Origin of the sequence: Streptomyces himastatinicus ATCC 53653 (assembly GCF_000158915.1) — a bacterium.
GTDB lineage: Bacteria > Actinomycetota > Actinomycetes > Streptomycetales > Streptomycetaceae > Streptomyces > Streptomyces himastatinicus.
Map to the genome: position 1 here is coordinate 3,500,878 of NZ_GG657754.1, position 20,085 is coordinate 3,520,962.

At 72.0% G+C, this 20,085-nt stretch carries 16 protein-coding genes; 10 read left to right on the forward strand and 6 right to left on the reverse strand.

What is annotated here, in order from left to right; all coding sequences use genetic code 11:
* Together glgB and SSOG_RS14205 are read left to right on the forward strand one after the other, a co-directional pair.
* The coding region (gene glgB, locus SSOG_RS14200) for a 1,4-alpha-glucan branching enzyme (protein WP_039937552.1) at nt 1-1,627 on the forward strand (1,627 nt) is incomplete at its 5' end.
* A gap of 100 nt (nt 1,628-1,727) precedes the next feature.
* Nucleotides 1,728-3,155, forward strand: a complete 1,428-nt coding sequence (locus SSOG_RS14205) for a glycoside hydrolase family 16 protein (protein WP_009714916.1) — start codon at nt 1,728-1,730, stop codon at nt 3,153-3,155.
* Here SSOG_RS14205 and SSOG_RS14210 read toward each other — a convergent pair.
* Nucleotides 3,148-6,987, reverse strand: a complete 3,840-nt coding sequence (locus SSOG_RS14210; RefSeq protein WP_245606293.1) for an AfsR/SARP family transcriptional regulator — start codon at nt 6,985-6,987, stop codon at nt 3,148-3,150. The two genes, SSOG_RS14205 and SSOG_RS14210, sit on opposite strands and share 8 nt — an antisense overlap.
* 144 nt (nt 6,988-7,131) lie before the next feature.
* On the opposite strand from SSOG_RS14210, the gene SSOG_RS14215 reads away from it, so the two are divergent.
* On the forward strand, nt 7,132-7,326 hold the full coding sequence (locus SSOG_RS14215; protein WP_009714918.1) for a hypothetical protein: 195 nt from the start codon (nt 7,132-7,134) through the stop codon (nt 7,324-7,326).
* 142 nt (nt 7,327-7,468) lie between these two features.
* Here the strand turns inward: SSOG_RS14215 and SSOG_RS14220 are convergent, their stop codons facing one another.
* Nucleotides 7,469-8,914: a cation:dicarboxylate symporter family transporter gene (locus SSOG_RS14220; RefSeq protein WP_009714919.1), complete on the reverse strand. Its 1,446-nt coding sequence runs from the start codon at nt 8,912-8,914 to the stop codon at nt 7,469-7,471.
* Nucleotides 8,915-9,078: 164 nt separating this feature from the next.
* On the opposite strand from SSOG_RS14220, the gene SSOG_RS14225 reads away from it, so the two are divergent.
* The 5 genes from SSOG_RS14225 (at nt 9,079) to SSOG_RS14245 (ending at nt 15,119) form a co-directional block, all read left to right on the forward strand.
* On the forward strand, nt 9,079-10,698 hold the full coding sequence (locus SSOG_RS14225) for a sensor histidine kinase (RefSeq protein WP_039941068.1): 1,620 nt from the start codon (nt 9,079-9,081) through the stop codon (nt 10,696-10,698).
* A 163-nt stretch (nt 10,699-10,861) separates the two neighbouring features.
* Nucleotides 10,862-11,575, forward strand: a complete 714-nt coding sequence (locus tag SSOG_RS14230; RefSeq protein ID WP_009714921.1) for a response regulator — start codon at nt 10,862-10,864, stop codon at nt 11,573-11,575.
* 151 nt (nt 11,576-11,726) lie between these two features.
* Complete coding sequence (locus SSOG_RS14235; protein WP_009714922.1) at nt 11,727-12,719, forward strand: chitinase; 993 nt, start codon at nt 11,727-11,729, stop codon at nt 12,717-12,719.
* Nucleotides 12,720-12,840: 121 nt separating this feature from the next.
* The gene (locus SSOG_RS14240) at nt 12,841-14,208 is read left to right on the forward strand and encodes an ABC transporter substrate-binding protein (RefSeq protein ID WP_009714923.1); all 1,368 of its coding nucleotides are present in this window, start codon (nt 12,841-12,843) and stop codon (nt 14,206-14,208) included.
* Nucleotides 14,205-15,119, forward strand: coding sequence for a carbohydrate ABC transporter permease (locus SSOG_RS14245; protein ID WP_039937554.1), 915 nt, complete (start codon nt 14,205-14,207; stop codon nt 15,117-15,119). Before SSOG_RS14240 ends, SSOG_RS14245 begins: the two co-directional genes overlap by 4 nt.
* Nucleotides 15,120-15,254: 135 nt before the next feature.
* On the opposite strand, the gene SSOG_RS14250 is transcribed toward SSOG_RS14245, so the two are convergent.
* From SSOG_RS14250 to SSOG_RS14260, 3 genes are all read right to left on the reverse strand, one after another.
* On the reverse strand, nt 15,255-16,334 hold the full coding sequence (locus tag SSOG_RS14250; RefSeq protein ID WP_009714925.1) for a CU044_5270 family protein: 1,080 nt from the start codon (nt 16,332-16,334) through the stop codon (nt 15,255-15,257).
* Entirely contained in the window at nt 16,331-16,975 is a 645-nt protein-coding gene (locus SSOG_RS14255) for an RNA polymerase sigma factor (RefSeq protein ID WP_009714926.1), read from the reverse strand. Before SSOG_RS14255 ends, SSOG_RS14250 begins: the two co-directional genes overlap by 4 nt.
* Before the next feature lie 72 nt (nt 16,976-17,047).
* Nucleotides 17,048-17,758 (reverse strand): TetR/AcrR family transcriptional regulator, encoded by a 711-nt coding sequence (locus tag SSOG_RS14260; RefSeq protein ID WP_009714927.1) that lies wholly within the window; start codon nt 17,756-17,758, stop codon nt 17,048-17,050.
* A 95-nt stretch (nt 17,759-17,853) separates the two neighbouring features.
* On the opposite strand from SSOG_RS14260, the gene SSOG_RS14265 reads away from it, so the two are divergent.
* Nucleotides 17,854-18,762: an NAD(P)H-binding protein gene (locus tag SSOG_RS14265; protein ID WP_050800311.1), complete on the forward strand. Its 909-nt coding sequence runs from the start codon at nt 17,854-17,856 to the stop codon at nt 18,760-18,762.
* Here the strand turns inward: SSOG_RS14265 and SSOG_RS14270 are convergent.
* Nucleotides 18,725-19,207 carry a MarR family winged helix-turn-helix transcriptional regulator gene (locus SSOG_RS14270; protein WP_039937556.1) on the reverse strand — a complete coding sequence of 161 codons (483 nt, stop codon included), beginning with the start codon at nt 19,205-19,207 and terminating at the stop codon, nt 18,725-18,727. The two genes, SSOG_RS14265 and SSOG_RS14270, sit on opposite strands and share 38 nt — an antisense overlap.
* Before the next feature lie 109 nt (nt 19,208-19,316).
* On the opposite strand from SSOG_RS14270, the gene SSOG_RS14275 reads away from it, so the two are divergent.
* Nucleotides 19,317-20,063, forward strand: a complete 747-nt coding sequence (locus SSOG_RS14275) for a dienelactone hydrolase family protein (RefSeq protein WP_009714930.1) — start codon at nt 19,317-19,319, stop codon at nt 20,061-20,063.
* The last annotated feature ends 22 nt before the right edge of the window (nt 20,064-20,085 follow it).

Consider the following 20,085-nt stretch of genomic DNA (forward strand, 5'->3'; position numbering starts at 1 on the left):
CACCCGGCCCGACGGCAGCCGCTCGCTGCGCGCGGACCCGATGGCGCGGCGCACCGAGTGCCCGCCAGCGACGGCGTCGGTGGTGCACGCCTCGCACCACCGCTGGGGCGACGGCGACTGGATGGCGCGGCGGGACGGCGGGCGGGTGTACGAGCTGCCGTTCTCGGTGTACGAGGTGCATCTGCCGTCCTGGCGCCCGGGGCTCACGTACCGGCAGCTCGCCGAGCAGCTCCCCGCGTACGTCAAGGATCTCGGCTTCACCCATGTCGAGCTGATGCCGGTGGCCGAGCATCCCTTCGGCGGCTCCTGGGGCTACCAGGTGACCGGCTTCTACGCGCCGACGGCCCGCCTCGGCCCGCCCGACGACTTCAAGTACCTGGTCGACGCGCTGCACCGGGCGGGGATCGGGGTGCTGGTGGACTGGGTGCCCGCGCACTTCCCCCGGGACGCGTGGGCGCTGGCGGAGTTCGACGGGCGGCCGCTGTACGAGCCGTCCGACCCGCTGCGGGCGGCGCACCCGGACTGGGGCACGCTCGAATTCGACTACGGCCGCACGGAGGTGCGTAACTTCCTGGTCGCGAACGCGGTCTACTGGTGCGAGGAGTTCCACATCGACGGTCTGCGCGTCGACGCCGTGGCGTCCATGCTCTACCTCGACTACTCCCGCGAGCCCGGCCAGTGGACGCCCAACGCCCACGGCGGCCGGGAGAACCTGGACGCGGTGGCGTTCCTCCAGGAGATGAACGCGACGGTGTACCGCCGCTGTCCGGGCGTCGTGACCATCGCCGAGGAGTCGACGGCCTGGGACGGCGTCACCCGGGCCACCCACCACGTGGGGGCGAGCGGCTTCGGCGGGCTCGGCTTCGGGCTGAAGTGGAACATGGGGTGGATGCACGATTCGCTGGGCTACCTGGCCCACGAACCGGTGCACCGGAAGTACCACCACCACGAGATGACGTTCTCGATGGTGTACGCGTACAGCGAGAACTACGTCCTGCCCATCTCGCACGACGAGGTGGTGCACGGCAAGCGGGCGCTGGTGGGCAAGATGCCGGGCGACTGGTGGCAGCAGCGCGCCGACCACCGGGCGTACCTCGGCTTCATGTGGGCGCATCCGGGCAAGCAACTGCTGTTCATGGGGCAGGAGTTCGCGCAGGGCGCGGAGTGGTCGGAGCGCCACGGCCCGGACTGGTGGCTGCTGGACCCCTCGTACTCGGCGGAGGCCGACCACCGCGGGGTGCGCGACCTGGTCCGCGACCTCAACCGGGTGTACGCGGCGACGACGCCGCTGTGGCAGCGGGACACGGTGCCGGAGGGGTTCGCGTGGGTGGAGGGGGACGGCCACGAGGACAACGTGTTCGCGTTCCTCCGCTTCGACGCGGACGGCTCCCCGCTGCTGGCGGTCAGCAACTTCTCGCCGGTGGTGCGGCATGCGTACCGGGTGGGCGTACCGGACACGGTTCCGCTGTGGCGGGAGGTGCTGAACACCGACGACGCGCGGTACGGCGGAAGCGGCGTCCTCAATACGGAACCGCTGAAGGCCGAGCCGACGGCCGCCCACGGCCGCCCGGCCAGCCTGCTGCCGGTGCTGCCGCCGCTGGCCACGATCTGGCTGCGCCCGGCCTGAACCATGGCGCACAAGGCCGCGTTCAAAAGGTTGACGAGTGACGTGGACACGCCTAAAGAGGGGGTGAGAGCGCTCTCACCCCCCTTCAGGAGGTACGTCCATGCGCCCCCACAGAGCCAGATCCGCCCTCAGATCAGCGTTAGCCGCATGCGCCGCCACCGCCGTCGCCCTCCTCGGCGCCACGTCCGTACGGGCCGATGTGCCGCCCACGCCCGGCTGGACCCTCCAGTGGAGCGATGACTTCACCGGCGCGGCGAACACCCTGCCCTCCGCCACCAACTGGCAGATCGACACCGGCTACAGCTACCCCGGCGGCCCCGGCAACTGGGGCACCGGCGAGATCCAGCGCTACACGGACTCCACCAGCAACCTCAGCCAGGACGGCAGCGGCAATCTCCGCATCACCCCGCTCCGCGACGGCTCCGGCAACTGGACCTCGGCCCGCATCGAGACCAGGCGCGCCGACTTCAAGGCCCCGGCCGGCGGTGTGCTGCGCATGGAGGGCCGGATCCAGATGCCGAACGTCACCGGCACCGCCGCCCTCGGCTACTGGCCCGCGTTCTGGGCGCTCGGCAGCCCGTACCGCGGCAACTACCAGAACTGGCCGGGCATCGGCGAGTTCGACATCATGGAGAACGTCAACGGGATCGACTCCGTGTGGGGTGTGCTGCACTGCGGGGTGAACCCCGGCGGCGCCTGCAACGAGAGCACCGGCCTCGGCGCCAGCCGCGCCTGCCCGGGGTCGAGCTGCCAGTCCGCGTTCCACACCTACCGCTTCGAATGGGACCGCTCGACCACCCCGAACCAGCTCCGCTGGTACGTGGACGGCCAGCAGTTCCACAGCATCAGCCAGAGCCAGGTCGACGCCACCACCTGGTCGAACATGACCGACCACGCGGGCTACTTCATGCTCCTCAACGTGGCGATGGGCGGCGCGTTCCCGAACGGTGTCCACGGCTCGGCCACGCCCACCGCGGCCACCGTCCCCGGCCACCCGATGCTCGTCGACTACGTGGCGGTCTGGACCCGGGGCGGTGGCGGCACCGACCCCGGCACCGGCTCCGCCACGCTCTACCCGGGTACGGGCGGCGCCCTCGGCACGGCCTCCTCGTCCGCGAGCGCCACGACGCTGGCCTCGGCGGGCGGCACCAACCACGACGGGACGCCGTACCAGCCGCAGACCTTCACCTCGTCCGGCATCACCCGGACGTACAGCGGCGGCTCGACGGCCTTCGACCTGTTCGTGGACGCGGGCACGACCGTCGCCAACGGGCAGCAGGTGAGGGTCAGTTACGACCTGACGGGTAACGGCAGCTGGGACCGCACCGAGACCTACCAGTATTTCGCCACCGATCCGGCCCCGGGCTATGAGCACTACACCCAGGCCCGCGGCCTCAAATCCGCCACCGGCTCACTCGGCAACATGACGAACGGCAAGGTCCGCGTCGAGGTGTGGAACGCCATCGGCAACGGCACCAGCACCCTCGGCACCGGCAACCAGTCCTTCGTCCGCATCCCCTTCAACTAGTGCTATCGGGTTCGGGCTCGCCCAGCCGGGCGAGTTCGTCCCGTACCCGGTCCGCGTCCGGGTGGCCGAGGGCGTCGAAGCGGCTCAGCGCCGCGCACCAGCTGTTACGCGCCCCGGCCACGTCCCCGGCGGTCCGCTGGGCGTCGCCCAGCCGGTGCAGCGACTCGGCCTCCCGCACCCGCTCGTCCAGGGTGCGGCGCAGCGCGACCGCGTGCCGGTAGCAGGTGATGGCCTGCTGGTGGTCGCCGAGGTGGTGATGGGCGTACCCGAGGCTGTCCCAGGCGGCCGACTCCCCGCGCCCGTCGCCCGCCTCCCGCAGGAGGGCGAGCGCCTGGGCGCAGTGCACCAGGGTCTGCTGGAAGTCGCCCAGCCTGGCGTATGCCCAGCCCAGGTTGTTGAGGGCGTACGCCTCGCCCTTGCGGTGCCCGGCCACCTGGTACAGCTCCAGCGACCGCCGGGCGTGGTACAGCAGCTCCTCGTCCCGGCCCTGGCGCTCGGCCGTCATGTTGAGCGCGACATGGATACGGGCCTGGCCGATGTGGTTGGCGACCTCGCCGTGCAGGTTGAGCGAGCGCAGCAGATGGCCGCGGGCCCGGTCGTACCGCCCCATCCGCAGATCGGCCAGGCCCATCCCGTGGCAGGCGTACGCCTGCCCGGCCGGATCGGCGATGCGGTGGGCGGCGCCGAGGGCGATGCGGTGGACGGTGCGCTGGTCGTGCCAGTGTCCGAGCTGGTCCAGGTACTCCATCAGCGACCAGGCCAGTTGCCAGGCGTGGGTCTCGAACGAGGCGTCCGCGGCCCGCTGGAGGGCCGCGATCAGCACCGGGTGTTCCAGGGTGAACCAGGTGAGCGCCTGCGCGTGTTCGCCGAACGTCTCGACGGTGACACCGGACCGCGCCGGGGCGACGGCGACCGGCTCCCGGTGCGGGGTGAAGGCACGCCCGGCGGCGACGGCGGAGTGCAGATAGTGGTCGAGCACCCGGTGCAGCGCGGACCGGCGGTCGTCCGCCGAGTCGTACTCGTGGGTCAGCTCCATGGCGTACGCGCGCAGCAGATCGTGGAACGCGTACCGGCCCGGGCTGCGCTCGGCGATCAGATGGGCCCGGGTGAGCCTGCTCAGCAGCCTGCGCGCCTGCGATATGTCCACCCCGGCGAGGGAGGCCGCGGCGGGGGCGGCGATGTACGGGCCGGGGTGGACGGCGAGCAGCCGGAACAGCCGGGCGGTGTCGTCGCCGAGGGTGTGGTACGACCACGAGAACACGGCCCGGACGTCGGTGGTGGCGTCCCCGCCCTCGAACGCGTCCAGGCTGCCGCGCGCGTCGTGCAGCTCATCGGCGAGCGCCGCGATGCTGAAGCGGGGGTGGGTGGCGGCGCGGGCGGCCACGATGGCGAGCGCGAGGGGCAGCCCCGCGCACACCGTGACGACGTCCTCCACGGCCTGCGGTTCGGCGGCGGCACGCTCGACGCCGATCCGGCCGGCGAGCAGTTCGCGCGCCTCGGCGCGGCCGAGCAGATCCAGCGGCAGCGGCCGGGCCTGTTCCGCGACGACCAGGCCGGTGAGTTCGTTACGGCTGGTCAGCACCACCAGACAGCCGGGCGAACCGGGCAGCAGCGGGCGTACCTGCTCGGCGTCGCGGGCGTTGTCGAGCAGGATCAGCACCCGGCGGTCGGCCAGCAGGCTGCGGTAGAGCGCGGTCTGCGCCTCCACGGTGGCGGGGATCCGGTGCGCGGGCACCTGGAAGGCGTCGAGGAAACCGCGGACCGCCTCGGCCACGGTCATCGCGGAGCCGGTGGGGCCGAAGCCGCGCAGGTTGACGTACAGCTGCCCGTCCGGGAAGCGGTCGCGGACCCGGTGCGCCCAGTGCACCGCGAGCGTGGTCTTGCCGAGGCCGCCGCTCCCCGCGATCACCCCGATCACGGCGGCGGTCGGCGACCGGCCGGCGGCGGTGGAGGCGGCGCCGGTGCGCAGCAGGGCGTCCAGCCCGGCGAGTTCGCGCTCCCGGCCGCTGAAGTGGGCGACGTCGGGGGGCAGTTGCTGCGGGATGCCGCCGAGGTCGGCGGCCTCCGCCGAGGTACGGGGCTCGGCCGCGTGCCCGGCCCCGAGGGCGGTACGGTCCCCGGGCGCGTGCCCGGCTCCGGGAGCGGTTTGGCCCCCGGGCGCATGCCCGGCCCCGAACGCGCCGCGGGCTCCAGACGCATGCCCAGCCTCGGGCCCGGCGCCGGACTCGGCGCGAGCCTCGGGGGCGTGCCCGGCGGCTCCGTTGGCCCCCGCGGCTCCGGACTCGGCCCGGGCCCCGGGCTCGTGCCCGGTCCCCGGCCGCGTACGGTCTCCTGGCACATGCCCGGCGTCGGACTCGGCGTGAGTCTCCGGGGCGTGCCCGGCGCCGGACGCGGTACGAGGCTCGGGCGCCTGCCCGGCACCGGGGACGGCACGGTGCCCGGTCTCGTCCCCGGCTCCGGCAGTCCCCAACGCCTCGGACGCGCTCCGAGCCCCGGACGCAGGCCCGGCACCGGGCCCGGGGCCGGACCCGGGCGCATGCCCAGCCCCGGGGCCAGGACGGGCTCCGGGGTCGTATCCGGCCCCGGGCCCGGTGCGGGGCCCGGGGTCATGCCCGGCGCCGGACCCGGTACGGGCTCCGGCAGCGCCCCCGGTTCCAGAGCCAGGCGCGTGCCCGGCCTCAGGACCGGTACGGCCCCCGGCCTCGGACACATGCCCCGCCCCGGCACCATCCCCAGGCGCATGCCCAACCTCGGGACCGGGGCGGGCTCCAGGGTCGTACCCGGCCCCGGGGTCGTGCCCGGTCCCGGACCCGGCGCGGGCTCCAGCAGCGCCCCCGGCGCCAGAGCCGGGCGCGTGCCCAGCACCGGGAGCGGTACGGCCCCCGGGCACATGCCCCGCCCCAGCACCATCCCCCGGCACATGCCCAACCCCAGGCCCGGGGCGGGCCCCGGAGCCGTACCCGCCTCCGGGCCCCGTGCCGTCCCCAGGCGCGTGCCCGGCCCCGGACGCATACGCGGCGCCCGGCGCGGAGCCATCCCCGGGCGCGGGCCCGGACCCCGACCCGGTGCGGTCCTCGGACGCGTACCCGGACCCCGGCCCCGGTCCCGGGCCGGGGACGAGTCCGAATCCGGCCCGTGCCTCGAGCGCCTGGCGGTGGAGGCGTTGCAGTTCCTCGCCCGGTTCGATGCCCAGCTCCTCCGCGTACCGCTGCCGGGTGGCGCGGAACAGCGCGAGGGCGTCGGCCCGGCGTCCGGACCGGCGCAGTGCCTCCATCAGCAGCGCCACCGACCGCTCCCGCAGCGGGTGTTCGGCGACCAGCGCGGACAGCTGCGCGATGGCCTCGTGGTGGCGCCCGGCCCGTACGTCGAGCGCGGCGCACTCCTCCACCGCGGCCCGCCGCTCCTCCTCCAGCCCGGCCCCGACGGTGTCGGACAGCCAGCCGCCCGCCACATCGGCGAGCGCGGGTCCGCGCCACAACTGGAGTGCGGCGCGCAGCAGTTCCGCGGCCCGGTCGTCGCTCGACGTACGGGCCTCGCGCACCAGGTCCCGGAAGCGGTGCAGATCGACGGCCGTGCGCGGGGCGGTGAGGCAGTAGCCCTTGGCGGAGGTGGTGAGTTCGGTGTCGGGCAGGGCGGCGAGGATGCGGCGCAGCTTGGAGATCTGGACCTGTACGGCGTTGCGCGCCGAACCCGGCGGGTCCTCGCCCCATATGGCCATGACCAGCCGGTCGACGGAGACCACCCGGCCCGGTTCCATCATCAGCATCGCCAGAACGGAACGCTGCTGCGCGGCGGTCGGGCCGAGCAGCTGGTCGTCCCGCCATATCCCCACGGGCCCCAAGAGGCGTAACCCGGTCCCGTCCACGCGCTGCCCCCGTCGGTACCAGAGATTCATGTGACAATCCCGCAGCCTACCCACGGGGCCAGGTCAGCGAGGCATCAGCCGTACATCAGCGGCTCGTAGGACGCTGGCGTCATGACCACGGCCGGACACACCCGCCGCAGACCCCGGATAGGCGATCTCGTCTACGACATCGAGCGCGAGACCATCGGCCGCGTCGCGTACATCGACACCGGTGGCAATATCGCGTGGATCAAGCCCCGGAACGGCGGCCCCGAATGGACCGCGCTCCCGGAACAGCTTCGTCCGGCGGCGGACGGAGAGGGCTGACCCGCCCTTCCCCCCTGTGCCGGTGTCCCGTGTCCTGCCACGGGGGGAGGACGCGGGGCACCCCTGCTCGAGACAACCCTGACAAAACACGACCGCGGCCCTGCCCCGATTCAGGAGGGCAGGGCCGCGGGGGCATGAGGGGTCAGGCAGGCACGTGCTCCTTGGCCGTGTCACCGTCACGCTGCTCGGGGAGCGCCTTGGTGTCGGCGTCCTCGGAGTCGTCGGCGGCCGGGCCGTGGCCGCCGCCGTTCGCCGCGAAGGCCGCGGCGTCGAACGGGAGCCGTCCGGAGAGGACCTCCTGCATCCGGTCCTTGTCGATCTCCTTGGTCCAGGTGCCGACCAGGACGGTCGCGACGGCGTTGCCCGCGAAGTTGGTGAGGGCGCGGGCCTCGCTCATGAAGCGGTCGACGCCGACGACCAGGCCGACACCGCCGACCAGGTCGGGCCGGTGCGACTGGAGACCGCCCGCGAGGGTGGCCATACCGGCGCCGGTGACACCGGCCGCGCCCTTGGAGGCGACGATCATGAACAGCAGCAGGGATATCTGCTCGCCGATCGCGAGCGGCTTGCCCATGGCGTCGGCGATGAACAGCGACGTCATGGTCAGGTAGATCGCGGTGCCGTCCAGGTTGAAGGAGTAGCCGGTCGGCACGGTGATGCCGACGACGGGACGGCTGACGCCCGCGTGCTCCATCTTGGCGATCAGCAGCGGCAGCGCCGACTCCGAGGAGGACGTCGACAGGATCAGCAGGAACTCCCGCGCCAGGTACTTCAGCAGCGAGAACAGGTTCACGCCGGCCACCAGGCGCAGGATCGTGCCGAGCACGACGAACACGAAGAGGACGCAGGTGGTGTAGAAGCCGATCATGATGACGGCGAGCGCCTTGAGCGCGTCCAGACCGGTCTCGCCGACCACCGCGGCGATCGCGCCGAAGGCGCCCACCGGGGCCAGCCACATGACCATCGACAGCAGCTTGAGACGAGCTGCTGTATGTGGCCTATGCCGCGCAGCACCTTGCTCACCGGACTTGCCCATGGCCTGGAGACCGAAGCCCACGAGGAGCGCGACGAACAGGGTCTGGAGCACCTGCTCCGAAGTGAAGGCGGAGAGCAGCGTGGTGGGGATGATGCTCAGCACGAACCCGTCCAGGCCCTCGCTCGCGGCGCTGTCGACCTGGCCCTGTCCGGCCTTCGTCACTTCCTCGGTGATGTGGAGCCCGCTGCCGGGGTCCAGGATGTTGCCGACGATCAGGCCGATGCCGAGCGCGACGGTCGACATCACCATGAAGTAGCCGAGGGCGAGCCCGCCGACCTTGCCGACCTTGGCGGCCTTCCGTACCGAACCGACGCCGAGCACGATCGTGCAGAAGATGATCGGCGAGATCAGCATCTTGATCAGATTGACGAAGCCTTCGCCGATGGGCTTCAGCTCGACCGCCGTGTCGGGGGCGACGAAGCCCACGAGGATCCCCAGCGCCACCGCGCCGATCACAGCGAGGTAGAGGTAGTGGATCTTTTCCTTCTTCTTCGCCTTCGGCCGCTCCGGCTCTGTACGTCCCGATGCGGGCGGCGTGATCTCCGCAGCCACGGTGCTGCCTCCTTCTCTTCGGCCGTCCAACTGTCCCGGCGCTGTACCGTGTGCGGCTCGCACACCGCCTTGAACGGTTCCGGCGACTATGCCCCACGGCTGTGACGGGGGTCACCCTTCCGTTCATTTCGTTCACACAAAGATTCGTGTGCAGACTGATGGACATGCGCATCCCCCACCCGCGGAGCCTGGCCGGGCAGCTCTTCGCGATGCAGGTCGTGCTGGTCGCAGCCCTCGTGGCCGGATGCGCCGTCTTCGCGTACATCACCGACCGCGACCAGGCCACGGCCGCCGCGCGCAGCCAGGCCACGGCCGCCGCCGCTGCCGTCGCCGACTCCCCTTCGGTGGCCGACGCCGTACGGACCGACGACCCGACCGCCCGGCTCCAGCCGTATGCGGAGAAGGTGCGCCGGGACACCGGCGTCACCTTCGTGACCATCATGAACCCGCGCGGTATCCGTTGGACACACCCCGATCCGGACAGGATCGGGGAGCGCTACCTCGGCCACATCGACCCCGCGCTGCGCGGCCGGATCTTCCCCGAGACGTATACGGGCACCCTCGGTGCCTCGGTGCGGGTGATCGCCCCGGTGCGCGACGCGCGAGCCGGGGGGCGGATCACCGCGCTGGTCAGCGCCGGGATCACGGTGGAGACCATCAGCGCCCAGGTGCGCCGCCAGCTCATCGCGCTGCTCGCCGTCGCGGCCGGGGCGCTCGCCGCCGGGGGCCTGTGCGCGTACGTCATCAACGCCCGGCTGCGCCGCCACACCCACGGCATGAACGCCGCCGAGCTGAGCCGGATGCACGACTACCACGAGGCGGCGCTGCACGCGGTGCGCGAGGGGCTGCTGATGCTGGACGGACAGCGGCGGATCGCGCTCATCAACGACGGCGGCCGGGAACTGCTCGGGCTGTCCGGGAACGCGGTCGGCCGTTACGTCTCCGAGCTGGGGCTGCCCAGCCCGCTCACCGGCGCCCTGCTGGCCGCCGAGCCGCGGGTGGACGAACTGCATCTGACCGCGGAGCGGGTCGTCGTGGTCAACACCTCCCCGGTGAGCAGCGGCGAACAGCGCGGCACGGTCGTCACGCTGCGCGACCACACCGAGCTCCAGGCGCTCTCCGGCGAGCTGGACTCGGTACGCGGCTTCGCCGAGGCGCTGCGCTCCCAGGCCCATGAGGCGGCCAACCGGCTGCACGCCGTTGTCTCGCTGATCGAGCTGGGCCGGGAGGACGAGGCGGTCGAGTTCGCGACCGCGGAACTGGAGCTGGCCCAGGCGCTCACCGACCAGGTGGTGGCGGCCGTCGCCGAACCCGTGCTGGCCGCACTGCTGCTGGGCAAGGCGGCCCAGGCCAGCGAGCGCGGCGTCGAACTCGTCCTCACCCCCGACAGCCGCATCGACGACGGTCTGCTGCCGCCCGGCCTCGCCGCCCGCGACCTGGTCACCATCGTCGGCAACCTGGTCGACAACGCGATCGACGCCGCCGCCGAGGGCGTCGGCAGCGGCGCCGCCCGCAGCGCCCGCGTCACGGTCACCGTCCGCGCGGACGACGGCGAGCTGACCCTGCACATCGCGGACACCGGCGCGGGGCTGGACCCGGCGGCGACCGAGGACGCGTTCCGCCGCGGCTGGTCCACCAAGTCGGCGGGCCGCGGACTGGGTCTTGCCCTGGTCCAGCAGGCCGTACGGCGCAACGCGGGCACCGTGGACGTGACCGGGGCGCCCGGTTCGGGCGCCGAGTTCACCATCCGGCTGCCGCTCGCCACGGCGGCCCCCGCATCATGAGCACCCGGGCCGGACGGGCACCGATGACCACGTCCGTCGGATTCACAAGGCTGTAACCCTGGCCACTCTTCATTACGCTCCGTAAATTGGGGCCCCGAGCTTCTTGCCCGTCCCCGGCATGCCCCGCCGTGCCCCGCCCTGTCCCCGAGAGGAAACCCGAGCCATGAGCCCGCCGCAGGCGAACTCGGCGACCCCGACCCCGGAGCCGATCCGGGTGCTCGTCGTCGAGGACGACCCCGTCGCGGCGGACGCGCACCGGATGTACGTCGAGCGCGTCCCCGGATTCGCCGTCGTCGGCACCGCGCGCACCGGCGGCGACGCCCAGCGGCTACTGGAGCGCACCCCCACCGACCTGGTCCTGCTCGACCTCTACCTGCCCGACGGGCACGGCCTCCAGCTGGTGCGGGCGCTGCGCGCGGCCGGGAACGGGGCGGACGTCATCGCCGTCACCTCGGCCCGCGACCTCGCCGTGGTCCGGGACGGGGTCTCGCTCGGAGTCGTCCAGTACGTACTGAAGCCGTTCACCTTCTCCACCCTCCGCGACCGGCTCCAGCGGTACGCCGAGTTCCGGTCGACCGCGGGCGAGGCCAGCGGGCAGGACGAGGTGGACCGGGCGCTGGCCGCCCTGCGCGCACCGCAGCCCGCCTCGATGCCCAAGGGGCTCACCCAGGCCACCCTCCAGGCGGTCACCGAAGCGCTGCGCGGCGCCGAGGACGGCGTCTCGGCGGCGGCGACGGCGGAGGCGGTCGGCATCTCACGGATCACCGCGCGCCGCTATCTGGAGCACCTGGTGGAGGCGGGCCGCGCCGACCGTGCGCCGCATTACGGAGCGATAGGGCGCCCGGAGCTGGTCTACCGCTGGGTCAGCGAGCACTGAACGCCCGCCCCGGCGAGTACTGAACGCCTGCCCCGGCGGGCCCTGCGGGGCGATCATTAGGAAAGTTTCCTATCCGACATCTTGTCGCGGTCATGACGGCTCGCTAGCGTTCAGCCGCACCCCTCCCCTCACCCCCAGGAGGACGTCCGTCATGCAGAGACGCATTCTGGCCGCGGCCACCGGACTGGTCGCCCTGCTCACCACGGGCGCGGCCACCACCGCCCAGGCCACCCCGTCGCCCCATGCCACGGCGGCCGCGGCCATCGGCCAGACCGGGCCGTACCTCTACCTCGGCTGGGGCAGTCCGCCCAAGGCCACGGACGTGATGTCGGCGACCGGCACGCGTCAGTTCACGATGGCGTTCATGCTCTCCGACGGCGGCTGCACCCCCAAGTGGGACGGCTCCCGCGCGCTCACCGGCGGCACCGACCAGTCGACCATCAACGCCATCCGCGCGGCCGGTGGCGACGTCACCGTCTCCTTCGGCGGCTGGAGCGGCAACAAGCTCGGCGAGAAGTGCTCGTCCGCCTCCGCGCTCGCCGCCGCGTACCAGAAGGTCATCGACGCGTACCGGCTCAAGGCGATCGACATCGACATCGAAGCCAGCGAGTTCGAGAACGCGACGGTCCGGCAGCGGGTGATCGACGCGCTGAAGACCGTCAAGCAGAAGAACAGCGGCATCAAGGTCTACGTCACCTTCGGCACCACCACGACCGGGCCCGACGCCAACGGCACGGACCTGGTCAAACGCGGCGCCAGGGCCGGACTCGACGTGGACGGCTGGGCGGTCATGCCGTTCGACTTCGGACAGGGCTCCGTCGACATGGCGGCGGCCACCAAGTCGGCCGTCGACGGCCTGAAGAACACCGTCGCGAGCGCCTACGGCCTCTCCTCGGACGCCGCCTACCGCAAGGTCGGCTTCTCCTCGATGAACGGCAAGACCGACGTCGCGGGCGAGACGGTGACCCTGGCGAACTTCAACTCCATGATCTCGTACGCCAAGAGCCACCACCTGGCCCGCGTCAGCTTCTGGTCCCTCAACCGCGACCGCAAATGCGGCTCCGGCACAGACGCGGACGCGTGCAGCGGCATCAACCAGGGGACGTACGACTTCACCAAGGCACTCGCGGGCTACACGGGCTGAACTGCCGCGCACCGTACCCGAGTTCGATCGGCAACCTCCCTGTTCACGGGGATTGACCTTGCGTTGAAGGCGACCTTACGGTCGGCCCGCAGGCCATAGAGGCCGGCAAGGAGGTCGTGCCGTGCGCCCCACCACCGCCCCACTGATCCTCACCGCCGTCGCCCTCGTCGCCACCGCCGGGCTCACCGCCTGCGGTGGCGGCTCGGGCAGCGATCCGGACACCGTCAAGGTCGCGTACAACCGCAGCACCGACAACAAGATCCGTTTCAAGGACAACCACCTCGCCGCGGTGAAGAAGCAGTTCGAGAAGGCGAACCCCGGCAAGAAGGTCAAGCTGGTCCCGATCCAGGCGCAGGACAACGACTACGCCACCAAGGTCCAGCAGATGATGCGGTCCCCGAAGACCGCCCCCGACCTGGTCTACGAGGACACCTTCCGGATCAACGCGGACATCAAGGCGGGCTATCTGCGGCCGCTGGACGACTACCTGGCCAAGTGGAAGGACTGGGGCCAGTTCGTCGACACGGCGAAGACGGCGGCCAAGGCCGAGGACGGCAAGACGTACGGCGTCCCGGACGGCACCGACACCCGCGGGCTGTGGTTCAACAAGGACATCTTCGCGAAGGCCGGGCTGCCCGCCGACTGGGCGCCGAAGAACTGGGACGACATCCTCAAGGCCGCCCGCACCATCAAGAAGAAGGTCCCCGGCGTCACCCCGCTCAACGTGTACACCGGCAAGGCCCCGGGCGAGACCTCCGTCATGCAGGGCTTCGAGATGCTGCTGTACGGGACGGGCGCGGCGGGCGACGAGCCGCTCTACAACCCGAAGACGAAGAAGTGGGTCACCGGCGGCCAGGGATTCCGGGACTCGCTGGCGTTCCTGAAGACCGTGTACGGCGAGAAGCTCGGCCCGGACATCTCCGACGCCCTCGACCCCAACGTCGGCACCACCGTCTTCAGCGAATGGCTCCCCGAGGGCAAGCTCGCCATCGCCCTCGACGGCTCCTGGCTCGGCCAGAACTGGCTGAAGACCGGCGGCAAGCCGTGGCCCGAGTGGTCGAAGACTCTCGGCCAGGCCCCGATGCCCACCCAGCACGGGCAGGCGCCCGGCAAGGTCAGCATGTCCGGCGGCTGGACGTGGGCGATCAGCGCGAAGTCCAAGAACCCCGATCTGGCCTGGAAGTTCATCGAGCAGTTCCAGACCAAGGAGAACGCGGTCCGGTGGGACATCGTCAACGCCCAGATCGCCGTCCGGAAGGACGTCGCACAGGACCCGGAATACCTCTCCTCCATGCCCGGTATCCGCTTCTTCACCGGCCTGGTGAAGTACACCCACTACCGCCCGGCGCTCCCCGTCTACCCGCAGGTGTCCTCCGCCATCGGCGAGGCCATGGAGGCGGCGACCGCGGGTGACTCCTCGCCGGGCGGCGCGGCGAAGGCGTACGACGAGCAGCTGAAGTCCGTCACCGACGGCGCCGTGGGCGGATGACCACCGCGACCAAGGCCCCGGTGGCGGTCTCCCCCGTGCGCCGGGGCCCGGGGGCGGGGCGCCGCCCCCTGCGCTGGCTCCCGCTCGCCCCGGCCACCGTCCTGCTGCTGCTCTTCCTCGGCGGGCCCATCGCGTACTGCTGCTACATCGCCTTCACCAATATGCAGCTGACCGGCACCTCCACCACGGAGTTCACCGGATTCGCCAACTTCCGCCGCGCCTTCGGGGACGACGACTTCCGCAACGCGGTCGTCCTCACCCTCGTCTTCACGGTCGTCTCCTCCCTCCTCGGCCAGAACACCCTGGGCCTGGCCCTGGCCACCCTGATGCGGCGCGCCTCCAAACCGGTGCGCACGCTGATCGGGGCGGTCGTGGTCGCGGCCTGGGTCGTCCCCGAGATCGTGGCGGGCTTCCTGCTGTACGCCTTCTTCCGCCGCGAGGGCACGCTCAACGCGCTGCTGGACGGGCTGGGCCTGCCGTCCCAGAACTGGCTGTACACCCTGCCCATCCTCGCCGTCTCGTTCGCCAACGTCTGGCGCGGTACGGCCTTCTCGATGCTCGTGTACTCCGCGGCCCTGTCGGAGATCCCCCAGGAGATCACCGAGGCGGCGGAGGTCGACGGCGCGGGCGGTCTCCGCCGCTTCTGGCACGTCACCCTGCCGATGATCCGCCGCTCCATCGGCACCAATCTGATGCTCAACACCTTGCAGACGCTGTCGGTGTTCGGCCTCATCTGGGCCATGACCCGCGGCGGCCCCGGCAACCGCAGTCAGACGCTGCCGGTGTTCATGTACGACCAGGCGTTCAACAAGTCCCTGATCGGCTACGGCACGGCGGTGGCGCTGTTGTTGCTGCTGGTGGGGGCGGCGTTCTCGGTGGTGTATCTGCGACTGATGCGCGAGGAGGTCTGAGCCCGCTGTCGGTGGTGGCGGGGCCCTCCGTCCGTACGCCCGAGCCGGACCCGGGGGCCGCGAGCGCGGCTCCCGTCAGCACCACCGAGATCAGCAGGGTGCACGCCGCCGCCGTGGCGGTCTTCGACGCCATCGTCAGCCCGCCTGTTGTTCCGCGGGCAACTGCTTGTTGCCGTCGACGACCGCGCGCTGGGTGATGGCGCTGGTGAAGACCACGGTGCCGGGCTTGATCGGGTCGTTCTTGTCCGGGCTCGGCTCGACCTGGACGGTGCGCTCGCCGAGGAACTTCAGGCTCTTCTTGTCGAAGATCCATTCCTCGCGCTGGCCGTTCTGGTCGTCCATCCGTGCCACCGCGACCCCGTGACGGTCCGTGGCGTCGGTCGCGTCGTCCACCGCGACCACCCCGGGGATCTTCGCGGCGGCCTTGTAGAGGGCGGGGACCAGCTTGGCGGGCGGGTAGCTCTCGGTCAGCAGATCGCCGATGGCGACGAAGGCCGCCTGGTCGATGGGGACCTCCTTGTCCTTGTTCGCGCGGGCGTCCTCGTAGATCTTCCGCAGCAGCGCGTCGGGGTCGGTGGGCAGCGTGGCGAGGCGGTCGTACGCCGCGCTGCTCGCATGCGGACCGGCCAGGGTCATGCCCTCGTCGCTGGTCTCGCCCGCTTCGATCAACCAGCCGTCCTTCCCGTCCTGGGACTGCCAGACCTGACGGTCGTGCAGCTCCTGGCTGACCACCGTGGTCTTGTCGTCCACCGTCTTGGGATAGGTGCTGGCCACCTTCGAGGCGATGTAGAGGAACTGGCCGTCGCGCACCACGGGCCCGTCGGTGTCGCCGGTGCCCGCCGCCAGCGAGACGCGGTCCAGCAGCTGCGGGCCGCCCTTGGCGTCGACGGTGCCGAGCCGGGTGGTCAGCGCGGGTCCTGTGGCCAGGGGGGTCGTACCGTCACCGTCATCCCCGGACAGGGCGACACCGCCCACGATCGCCCCGGCCAGGGCGCAGGCCGCGGCGGGCAGCAGGATCGTCTTACGGAGGAACGGGTTGCGCTGCCGCGCGGGGGCCACCGGGGCGGCGGTGCGGATGTCGTCACGGATCTGGGCCATCAGATGCTCCCTGTGAAACGCGTGGCGGCCCGCCGGAAGACCCCGCTCCGCGGTGTCCCGGAGCGCTTGGGTCTCCGGCCACTCAGCCGGGTGCGGCTGGGAGGGGCTGGCGTTCATCGGTTTCCTTCCTCTGCGGACCGGATCGCGTAGCCGCGATCGCCTCTTATCTGCCGGGCGGGGGCGGCGAGTTCCCGTTTTTTCTTGATGAGTTCGGCATCGGCGAGTTTGCGCAGCTTCGTACGGGCGCGGGACAGTCTGGAGCGGACGGTTCCGAGGGGGATGCCGAGGGTGCGGGCGACGTCGGCGTACTCCATGCCCTCCCACAGGCACAGCACCAGCACCTCCCGTTCGGGGCGCTTCAGCGAGCCGAGTGCGGTCAGCGTGGCGTTGATGCGCCGCCGGTCGTCCACCCGGCCCGCCGTCTCCTCGGCGTGGTCGGGGATCCGTACGGACTCCTCCCCCGCCTCGGCAGCGGCGGCGGCCGCGGCCCGGTAGCGCCGGTTGCCGCGGCAGTGCGACCGGGCGACGTTGGTGGCGATCCCCAGCAACCAGGGCCGCAGCGAACCCCCTTCGGCCTCGACCGAGGCATGCCGCCGCCACGCCTCCAGGAACGTGGCCGACATGACGTCCTCGGCCACGGACCAGTCGGCCGTCAGCCGGAAGGCGTGGTTGTACACGGCGCGCGCGTAAGTGTCGAACAACTCCGCGAAGGCGTCGGGATCCCCGGCCCGTACCCGGGTTCGCGTATCTGTGGTCACACTCTCAACTGGCCGCCGGGGGCGGGTGAGTTCCGGTGATGCGCGTCACAGCGCGGAATCAGCGGCCCGGAATCAGCGGGCCTGGCCCGCGATCCGGTCGAGCCACTCCCGCATGAGGGCGCTTTCGGACGCGGTCAGGGCGTCGGTGCGCGGCAGTGCGGCGCGGAGGGTGACGGCGGCCGCGGCGGGTCCGGGTTCGGGGGCCGCGGGGGCGTCGGTGGTGATCGCCGCGAGGACGGCGTCGCGGGCGGTGTGGGACAGCTCCGGGTCGCGGCGCTCCTCGGGCGTGGCGATGAGCGCGAGCGTCGTACCGGATCCGGCGGCGTGCACGAGGGCCGCGGCCCGGTCCTCGGGGACGCGCAGCCTGCCCGCCTCGGCGATGCGCCGGATGTGCCCGGCGAGCACGTCGAAGGCGTCGAGGGCCGCGGGCGACGACGCTCCGGGGCGCTGTTGGCCGTACATCAGCAGGTACAGCGCCGGGTTGGCCAGGCCGAGGCCGACGTGCAGATCCCATCCGGCGCGGAGGTCCGCGACCGGGTCGTCGGTGGGCTCCGCGGCGGTCTTGTCGGCCAGGTAGGCCGCGAAGCCATGGGCGACGACGGCGTCGAGCAGACCCTGCTTGTCGCCGAACAGCCGGTAGATGGTGGGCGGTTGCACCCCGGCCGCGGCGCTCACCGCCCGGGTCGACACCGCGTCGGTCCCGCCTTCGGCCAGCAGCCGGGCGGCCGCCGCGACGATGCGTTCCCGGTTTCCGTCCGCGGTGGTGACGTCGTCGTTCTCCATGTTTCCAACGATAACAGGATCGCGTTATCGCTTCTTCGTTTCCGATGATACGCTCCGCTCGTTATCACTGGAAACACCAGATCGGGGACATCCTCATGATCATCGTCACCGGAGCCAACGGCAGACTCGGCCGGGCGGTCACCGAACGGCTGCTGGAACGCGTCCCGGCCGAGGAAATCGGTGTCAGCGTGCGCGACGTGGATGCGGCGCGCGACCTCGGCGCCCGGGGCATACGCGTCCGCCGGGGCGACTTCGCCGACCCGTCGAGCCTCGCCCACGCCTTCGAGGGCGCCTCACAGGTCCTGATCGTCTCCACGGACGCCACCGGCGAGACGGCCCTACGCGCGCACCGCACGGCCGTCGACGCCGCGGCGGCGGCCGGAGCGGGCCGCATCCTCTACACCAGCCATATGGGCGCGCACCCCGCCTCCCCCTTCGGCCCGATGCCCGACCACGCCGCCACCGAGGCCGCGCTGCGCGCGTCCGGCGTCCCCTTCACCGCGCTGCGCAACGGGTTCTACGCCTCCTCGGCCGTGATGCTGCTCGGCGCCGCGCTCGACACGGGCGAACTGGTCGCGCCCGAGGACGGGCCGGTCGCCTGGACCGACCACGCCGACCTCGCCGACGCGGCGGTGCTCGCCCTCACCACGGGCGGCGACGACCTCGACGGACGCACCCCCGCCCTCACCGGCCCCGAGGCGATCGACCTGGCCGGTATCGCGGCGCTCGTCACGCGACTGACGGGCCGCCCGATCCGCAGGGTCGTCGTCTCCGACGCCGACTACCGCGCGCGCCTGCTGGCCCACGGCCTGCCGGAAGCCCGGGCCGACCTGCTCGTCGGCCTGTTCGCGGCAAGCCGCCGCGGCGACTTCGCCCCGGCGGACCCCACGCTCGCCCGCCTGCTCGGACGGCCCGCGGTGACGCTGGCGGACGTGCTCACGGCGACGGTCGCTCCGGTCGCGGCCCTCAGGAGGTCCGGGCGTGGTGGTCCAGCAAGCGGGTGAGCAACCGCACGAGCTGGTCGCGCTCGACCGGGCTCAGCGGTGCGAGCAGTTCGTCGTGGAGGTCGTCCAGGACCGTGTCGAGGCGGCGTAGATGGCGGCGGCCCCGGGCGGAGATCGTGATGACGTTGCGGCGCCGGTCGGCGGGGTCCGGCGACCGTTCGACGAGGTCACGCTCGGCCAGTTCGTTGAGCACGCCGACCATGTCGCTGCGGTAGATACCGGAGCGCCCGCTCAGCTCCGCCTGGCTGCCCGGCCCGTACTCCTGGAGGGAGGCGAGCACGGCGTAGTGCCACTTGCGGGCGTCGACCTGGGCCAGCCCGTCGTTGATCAGCCGGTCCGAACGCGCGGTCAGCTGCGACAGCAGCCGGCTCGCCCGTCGCCGCAGCCGGTCGGGCGTCCTGGGCGCGCCGCCCTCGGGCAGGTCCGCGACTTCGTCTCTGATCATGGCGCCCATCCTGCCCATTGCGTTAGTCCGACTAACGATATACGTTCGCTCGCGCCGAAAACGTTAGTGCCATAAACGTTTCTGGAGTGAACTCCGAGGAAGGACGCTCTTGCCCATCAAGACACTGCGGATCCCCACCACCGACGGCCAGGCCGACGCCTTCGCCGCCCTCCCCGACCACGGCGACCGGCACCCGGGGGTGCTGATGTACGCGGACGCCTTCGGCATCCGGCCCGTGCTGCGGGAGATGGCCCTCGAACTGGCCGGGCACGGGTACTACGTGCTCGTCCCCAACGTCTTCTACCGGCACGGCCCGACACCGGTGGTCGACCTTCCCGAGCACATCGGCGAAGAGGTCCGGCCCGCGCTCATCGCCCAGTTGATGCCCCTGATCGAGGCGCACATCACCGACGAACGCATCCTGAGCGACGCCGACGCCTACCTCAGGTTCCTCACCGCCCAGCCCGAGGTCGCCGCCGGACCGGTCGCGGTGACCGGCTACTGCATCGGCGGCCTCCTCGCGATGCGTACCGCCGCGGCCCACCCCGACCAGGTGGCCGCCGTCGCCGGATTCCACGGCCCCGTGGGCGCCGAGGGGCCCGAGCTGGACCGTCTGCTCTCCAAGATCACCGCCCAGGTCCACCTCGGCCACGCCGAAACCGACCTCACGCCCGAGGCCCTCGGCGAGCTGAACCAGGCCCTGGACGCCGCGGGTGTCGACTACACCTCCGAGATCTATCCCGGCACCGTCCACGGCTTCACCATGTCCGACACCGACGCCTTCGACCCCGCCGCCCTCCAGCACCACTGGGACCGTCTGCTGCCCCTCCTCGGCCGCACCCTGGCCAACGGCTGAGGCTCCGGCCCGAAAATCAAAC

Excerpts from the sequence above, each read along its gene's own strand:
- SSOG_RS14215 (WP_009714918.1), top strand. The coding sequence starts at position 7,132 with ATGACCACGGCCGGACACACCCGCCGCAGACCCCGGATAGGCGATCTC.
- SSOG_RS14225 (WP_039941068.1), top strand. The coding sequence starts at position 9,079 with ATGCGCATCCCCCACCCGCGGAGCCTGGCCGGGCAGCTCTTCGCGATG.
- SSOG_RS14265 (WP_050800311.1), top strand. The coding sequence starts at position 17,854 with ATGATCATCGTCACCGGAGCCAACGGCAGACTCGGCCGGGCGGTCACC.
- SSOG_RS14205 (WP_009714916.1), top strand. The coding sequence starts at position 1,728 with ATGCGCCCCCACAGAGCCAGATCCGCCCTCAGATCAGCGTTAGCCGCA.
- SSOG_RS14245 (WP_039937554.1), top strand. The coding sequence starts at position 14,205 with ATGACCACCGCGACCAAGGCCCCGGTGGCGGTCTCCCCCGTGCGCCGG.
- SSOG_RS14250 (WP_009714925.1), bottom strand. The coding sequence starts at position 16,334 with ATGAACGCCAGCCCCTCCCAGCCGCACCCGGCTGAGTGGCCGGAGACC.
- SSOG_RS14270 (WP_039937556.1), bottom strand. The coding sequence starts at position 19,207 with ATGATCAGAGACGAAGTCGCGGACCTGCCCGAGGGCGGCGCGCCCAGG.
- SSOG_RS14230 (WP_009714921.1), top strand. The coding sequence starts at position 10,862 with ATGAGCCCGCCGCAGGCGAACTCGGCGACCCCGACCCCGGAGCCGATC.
- SSOG_RS14260 (WP_009714927.1), bottom strand. The coding sequence starts at position 17,758 with ATGGAGAACGACGACGTCACCACCGCGGACGGAAACCGGGAACGCATC.
- SSOG_RS14235 (WP_009714922.1), top strand. The coding sequence starts at position 11,727 with ATGCAGAGACGCATTCTGGCCGCGGCCACCGGACTGGTCGCCCTGCTC.